The sequence below is a fragment of the Microbacterium umsixpiens genome (genome assembly GCF_053543675.1).
Genome location: NZ_JBLVOH010000108.1, coordinates 1 through 5,057, shown reverse-complemented (window position 1 = coordinate 5,057; position 5,057 = coordinate 1). Strand labels below are relative to the sequence as shown.

Genomic DNA, 5,057 nt, shown 5'->3' with positions numbered 1-5,057 from the left:
CGACTCTCGTCTGCAGGCGACGCGGACGATCACGACCGCTCTGCGTTCTCTGCGCTCCGAAGCCCCGGCCCTCGTGTCGGCGTCCGCTGTCGGCTACTACGGGTCCGTTCCCGGCGAGGTGCTCACGGAGGATTCCACTGCTGGTCAGACGTTCCTGGCCGACCTCACCGTGCGCTGGGAGGCCGAGGCGCGCCAGGCCGAGGACCACACCAGGGTCGCGCTGCTGCGCACGGCGCCCGTCATCCACCGGCGCGGAGTGCTCAAGCCCCTCATCCAGCTGACCAGGTTCGGCGTCTCCGGCCCGCTCGGACGCGGCACGCAGATCTGGCCGTGGATCTCACTCGACGACGAGGTGGCGGCGATCCGGCACGTGCTGGACCAGAAGATCGCCGGTCCCGTCAATCTGACGGGGCCCACTCCTGCCTCCGCGAACGACATCGGCCGTGCCCTCGCGGCCCGGATGCACCGTCCGTTCTGGCTGCCGGTGCCGACCTGGGTACTCCGGTTCGCACTCGGCGATGCGGCGGAGTCTCTGCTGCTCCCGGACGCGGACGTGCGCCCTCAGGTGCTCGAGCGCACGGGGTTCCGGTTCACGCACGCCACCGCGGCCGCCGCCGTCGCCGCAGCGCTCTGAGATCTCCCGGCGCCACCCCTCCCGGATCGGCGCCCGGCACTGCAAGACTGAGCGCATGGAGATCATCGAGAACTCGAAGCTCACGGTCGTCGGTGCGGGAAGCGTGGGATCGAGTGTCGCCTACGCGGCGCTGATCCGCGGGTCGGCCCGACACGTCGCGCTCTACGACATCGCGACCGAGAAGGTGGAGGCCGAGGTGCTCGACCTCGCCCACGGAACGCAGTTCACCGGTTCGAGCGACATAGTCGGCGGCAGCGACATCTCGGTGGCCGCGGGGTCGCATGTCGTGGTCATCACCGCCGGAGCGAAGCAGAAGCCGGGTCAGACCCGCATCGAGCTCGCCGAGGTCAACGCCGGCATCATCCGTCGCATGATGCCGGATCTGCTCGAGGTCGCCCCGAACGCGGTCTACGTGATCGTCACCAATCCGTGCGATGTGCTCACGGTGATCGCGCAGGAGGAGACGGGGCTTCCGCCGGAGCGGATCTTCGCCTCCGGAACAGTGCTCGACACCTCCCGGCTGCGCTGGAAGCTGGGGGAGCGCGCCGGCGTCTCGACCGCCAGTGTGCACGCGTACATCGTCGGCGAGCACGGAGACACGGAGTTCCCGCTGTGGTCGCGGGCGACGATCGGCACGGTCCCGATCCTGGAGTGGGAGACGCCGGGGCACCCGCGATTCACCCTCGACGAGTTGCAGGACATCGCGGTCGACGTGCGCGACGCCGCGTACAAGGTCATCCTGGGCAAGGGCGCGACCAACTACGCGATCGGTCTGTCCAGCGCGCGCATCGTCGAGGCGATCCTGCGCGACGAGCACGCCGTGATGCCCGTGAGCACCGTGCTGCGCGACTTCCACGGTCTCGACGGGGTCGCGCTGTCCGTGCCGTCGATCGTGAGTGCGAAGGGTGCCGTGCCCATCCGTAACACCTCGTTCTCGGACCACGAGCTCGGGCTGCTCCGTCAGTCCGCGGATGCGCTGCAGGCGGCCGCGGCCGATCTGCGCCGCTGAGGGGACGCCGGCGCGAACCGGCAGCCCCTCGCTCTCAGCGTCCGTGCGGGTCGGTCCGGTTCAGCGTCGCGACGACCTGGTCGTAGTCGCCCCGAGCCTCGCCGTAGCGGAGGAACTTCACCCGCTCGACCTGGATCTCGGTGGCGTGCGGCTGTGACTCGATCAGTGCCGTCACCTCGTCGATGAACTCGTCGAGCGGCATCGCTGCCTCGTTGTCCTCGTGACCCGGCATGAGCTGCGTACGGACCGCCGGCGGCTCGAGCTCGAGCACAGAGACGCTCGTCCCCGCCAGCTGCAGGCGCAGTGATTCGCTGAGCATGTGGATCGCGGCCTTGCTGGCGTTGTATGTGGGCGTCACACGAAGCGGGGCGAAAGCGAGCCCCGACGACACGGTCATGATCGTGGCGTCCTGCTGCGCACGCAGGTGGTCGATGAACGCGGCGATGAGGCGGATCGGACCGAGGATGTTCGTGGCGACCGTCTCTTCCGCGATCTCCAGGAATCCGGAAGGCGTGGTCCAGTCCTCGGCGCGCATGACGCCGGCCATCGTGACGAGCACGTTGAGTGCAGGATGCTCGGCGAGTACAAGCTGCGCGGCCTCATCGATGCTGCGCCCATCCGTCGTGTCGATCCGGACCGTGTGGATGCCGGGATGCTCCGCGGCGATCGAGATGAGCCGGTCCTGTCGGCGTCCGCCTACGATGACGGTGTTGCCGCGTTCGTGCAGGCGCAGAGCGAGAGCGAGGCCGATGCCGCTGGTCGCGCCGGGAATGAAGATGGTGTTTCCGCTGATGTCCATGGATTCAGCATCCGAGCGACGGCGAGCTCCCTCCAGAGAGCGGTCATCCAGGGACGGGCGCTCCCTGGATCGGATCACGCCGCCGGGAGATACTTCGGGGGTGGACCGTGATGCACTGGCCGAATTCCTCCTCCGCCGCCGTGATGCTCTGACGCCCGCCGACGTCGGGCTGTCGACGGGGCCGCGGCGTCGCACGGCGGGCCTGCGCCGCGAGGAGGTCGCGCAGCTGGCGACCATGTCGACCGACTACTACACCCGCCTCGAACAGCGGCGGGGTCCGCAACCCAGCGTGCAGATCCTCGCGGCGCTCGCGCGCGCACTCCGGCTCACCGAGGACGAGCGCGACTACCTGTTCCGACTCTGCGGACACAGCGCACCCGACCGAGCACATGTCACCGACTACGTGCGCCCCGGCATCCTCCGCGTGCTCGACCGGCTGCACGACACCCCGGCTTTCGTCGTCTCGCTTCTCGACGAGGTGCTCGTGCAGAACGACGCCTCCCGCGCGCTCGTGGGCGACGCGAGCACGCTCACCGGTCTCGACCGCAGTGGCATCTACCGGTGGTTCGCCTATCCCGACGACGAGCGGCGTCGGTATCGCGAGGCCGACCACGCGAGACAGGCTCGTGCGCTCGTCGGGTCGCTGCGTGCGGCCCACGGTGTGATGGGGGCGCGTTCACGGGCAGGCGAGATCGTCTCGGCGCTCACTGCGCGGAGTCCGGAGTTCGTCGAGCTGTGGGACGCGCACGAGGTGAGCCGCCGGTTCGAGCAGCACAAGGTGATGGTGCACCCCGAGCTCGGCGAGATCGAGGTCGACTGTCAGGCGCTGTTCACCGAGGACGAGTCCCAGGCGCTGATCGTGCTCACGGCGGCGCCGGGCAGCGAGGCAGCGAGCAAACTCGAGTTCCTGCGGGTGCTGGGGACGCAGAACGTCTGACCAGACGCGGGTCAGGACTCCTCGTGGGTCCTCGGGTCGGCGTCGAACAGCCGTCCGTCGGGGCGCCCGAGTGCGGTGATCGCTGCCACCTCGGCATCGCCGAGCACGATCTCGGCCGCCGTGAGGTTCGCGACCTGGTGCTCCCGGGACGACGCCTTGGGGATCGACACCGTGCCACGGGCGACGTGCCATGCGAGGACCGTCTGCGCCGGTGTCACGCCGTGCGCGGCGGCGACCTCATGGATCACTGCCTCGTCGAGCAGCTCCTTGGCGCGTCCCAGAGGGCTCCATGCCTCGGTGAGGATGCCGTGCTCGCGGTGGTAGGCGAGCTGCTCCTCCTGCGGGAAGTACGGGTGCACCTCGATCTGGTTGACGACGGGGCGCACACCGGTCTCGCGCTCGATGCGTTCCAGGTGTTCCGGCAGGAAGTTCGAGACGCCGATCTGCCGGACCACTCCGCGCGCCTGCGCGTCGACGAGCGCAGCCCAGGCCTGGACGTACTCGTCCTGGCCCGGGTTCGGCCAGTGGATCAGGTGCAGGTCCGTCGCCTCGAGCCCGAGACGCGAACGGCTCTCCTCGATGCTGGTGCGCGCCTTCGGAGACGCGTGGTGGCGTCCGGGGAGCTTCGTGGTGACGATGATCTCCGAGCGGTCGACGTCGGATGCGGCAACTCCTCGGCCGACCGAACCCTCGTTCTCGTAGTTGAAGGCCGTGTCGATCAACCGGTACCCCGCTTCAAGGCCCCCTGTGACAGCATCCGCTCCGGCATCGCCGTTGAGCGCATACGTGCCGAGCCCGATCGCCGGGAGTGCGAAGCCGTTGTGGGCGGTGAAGGTGGGGACAGTGGTCATCGTGACTCCTCCGGTGCGTTTCCTCCGAGCGTACGCTGAGGGAATGACAGCAGAGACGGACATGGCGTCGGATGACGTGGTGATCGACGACGCGATGCGATGCCCGTGTTCGTCCGGCGAGGCGTTCGGCGGCTGCTGCGGTCCACTGCTGCGCGGCGCCCCCGCTCCGACGGCGGAGCGCCTGATGCGGTCGCGGTACACGGCGTTCGGGCGCCACGATGCGGGTCACCTGCTGCGCACCTGGCATCCGACATCGAGGCCGCGGACGATCGACTTCGAGCCGGATCTCGAGTGGCGGCGGCTGCTCGTGCTCGATCGCGTGGCCGGCGGTCCGTTCGATGACCAGGGCATCGTGGAGTTCGAGGCGATCTGGCGGCAGGGCGCCGAGCGGGGCTCCCTGCACGAGCGCAGCCGCTTCGTCCGCGAGGACCGGCAGTGGTACTACGTCGACGGCGACGTGAGCTGATGGGCGGATGTCGCCGCAGCGACTAGATTTGAGAGCGTGAACGCCAGCCCCGAGAACCAGCGCACCCTGCTCGACATCGCCGACCTCGACCGGCGCATCGCGCAGGCCGAGCGTGCCCGTACCAAGCCGAGCCAGGCGGGGCGGATCACCGAGCTCGTCGCCATCCGCCAGGAGCAGCTCCGTGAGCTGACGAATCTCACCGGTACCCGCGACGACGTGCGCACCGAGCTGAAGCGCCTGGAGTCTGACGTGGCCGTGGTCGAGGCGCGCCGTAACCGTGACGCCGAGCGACTCGCCGCATCGACGAATTCGAAGGACGCGCAGGCGCTCGAGCACGAGCTGGCGAGCCTCGCCCGTCGGC

Annotated in this window: 7 protein-coding genes; 5 read left to right on the top strand and 2 right to left on the bottom strand. The window is 69.3% G+C overall.

Annotated elements, in window-relative coordinates; genetic code table 11:
• Together ACNPM4_RS10880 and ACNPM4_RS10875 are read left to right on the top strand one after the other, a co-directional pair.
• On the top strand, positions 1-634 hold a 634-nt coding region (locus ACNPM4_RS10880), incomplete at its 5' end, for a DUF1731 domain-containing protein (protein WP_448985699.1).
• Between the two features lie 55 nt (positions 635-689).
• Positions 690-1,643 (top strand): L-lactate dehydrogenase, encoded by a 954-nt coding sequence (locus ACNPM4_RS10875; RefSeq protein ID WP_105710056.1) that lies wholly within the window; start codon positions 690-692, stop codon positions 1,641-1,643.
• A 34-nt stretch (positions 1,644-1,677) separates the two neighbouring features.
• Here ACNPM4_RS10875 and ACNPM4_RS10870 read toward each other — a convergent pair whose 3' ends face one another.
• Positions 1,678-2,442, bottom strand: coding sequence for an SDR family oxidoreductase (locus tag ACNPM4_RS10870; protein ID WP_448985698.1), 765 nt, complete (start codon positions 2,440-2,442; stop codon positions 1,678-1,680).
• Positions 2,443-2,542: 100 nt separating this feature from the next.
• Here ACNPM4_RS10870 and ACNPM4_RS10865 point away from each other — a divergent pair, with 100 nt between their 5' ends.
• The gene (locus ACNPM4_RS10865) at positions 2,543-3,379 is read left to right on the top strand and encodes a helix-turn-helix transcriptional regulator (protein ID WP_029261795.1); all 837 of its coding nucleotides are present in this window, start codon (positions 2,543-2,545) and stop codon (positions 3,377-3,379) included.
• Between the two features lie 11 nt (positions 3,380-3,390).
• Here ACNPM4_RS10865 and ACNPM4_RS10860 read toward each other — a convergent pair whose 3' ends face one another.
• Positions 3,391-4,230, bottom strand: coding sequence for an aldo/keto reductase (locus ACNPM4_RS10860; protein WP_262001032.1), 840 nt, complete (start codon positions 4,228-4,230; stop codon positions 3,391-3,393).
• 43 nt (positions 4,231-4,273) lie between these two features.
• On the opposite strand from ACNPM4_RS10860, the gene ACNPM4_RS10855 reads away from it, so the two are divergent.
• Positions 4,274-4,696, top strand: a complete 423-nt coding sequence (locus ACNPM4_RS10855) for a YchJ family protein (protein ID WP_400858455.1) — start codon at positions 4,274-4,276, stop codon at positions 4,694-4,696.
• A 36-nt stretch (positions 4,697-4,732) separates the two neighbouring features.
• A partial coding sequence (locus ACNPM4_RS10850) for a CT398-like coiled coil hairpin domain-containing protein (protein WP_448985695.1) occupies positions 4,733-5,057 on the top strand: 325 nt, incomplete at its 3' end.